The organism is Corallincola platygyrae, assembly GCF_039544265.1.
GTDB classification, from domain to species: domain Bacteria; phylum Pseudomonadota; class Gammaproteobacteria; order Enterobacterales; family Neiellaceae; genus Corallincola; species Corallincola platygyrae.
This window is the reverse complement of sequence record NZ_BAABLI010000022.1, coordinates 1-626: the sequence shown is the minus strand read 5'-3', so window position 1 is coordinate 626 and position 626 is coordinate 1. Positions and strand designations below refer to the sequence as shown.

General features: G+C 49.2%; 1 rRNA gene. It reads left to right on the top strand.

The features are described 5' to 3' along the window. Positions 1 to 169 precede the first annotated feature (169 nt). Positions 170 to 626: ribosomal RNA gene (locus tag ABEA14_RS16095) — 16S ribosomal RNA — on the top strand; the annotation flags it as partial.

Genomic DNA, 626 nt, shown 5'->3' with positions numbered 1-626 from the left:
CGGCGCTAAACGAATGGGTTTAGCGAGCTCTTTAACAATTTGGTCAGACAATCTGTGTGGGCACTCACGGATGTTGAAGTAATCAAAATTTCTTCAGCTTAAACGTGAGTGACCATGAACTTTAAAGTTCAAAGTTATTTCGTTGAGTTGAGACAAAGATTAAAACTTTTAATTGAAGAGTTTGATCATGGCTCAGATTGAACGCTGGCGGCAGGCCTAACACATGCAAGTCGAACGGTAACAGAAAAGAGCTTGCTCTTTTGCTGACGAGTGGCGGACGGGTGAGTAATGCTTGGGGATCTGCCTTGAGGTGGGGGACAACAGTTGGAAACGACTGCTAATACCGCATAACGTCTACGGACCAAAGAGGGGGCTCTTCGGACCTCTCGCCTTTAGAGGAACCCAAGTGAGATTAGCTAGTTGGTAGGGTAATGGCTTACCAAGGCGACGATCTCTAGCTGGTCTGAGAGGATGATCAGCCACACTGGGACTGAGACACGGCCCAGACTCCTACGGGAGGCAGCAGTGGGGAATATTGCACAATGGGCGCAAGCCTGATGCAGCCATGCCGCGTGTGTGAAGAAGGCCTTCGGGTTGTAAAGCACTTTCAGCGAGGAGGAAAGGTT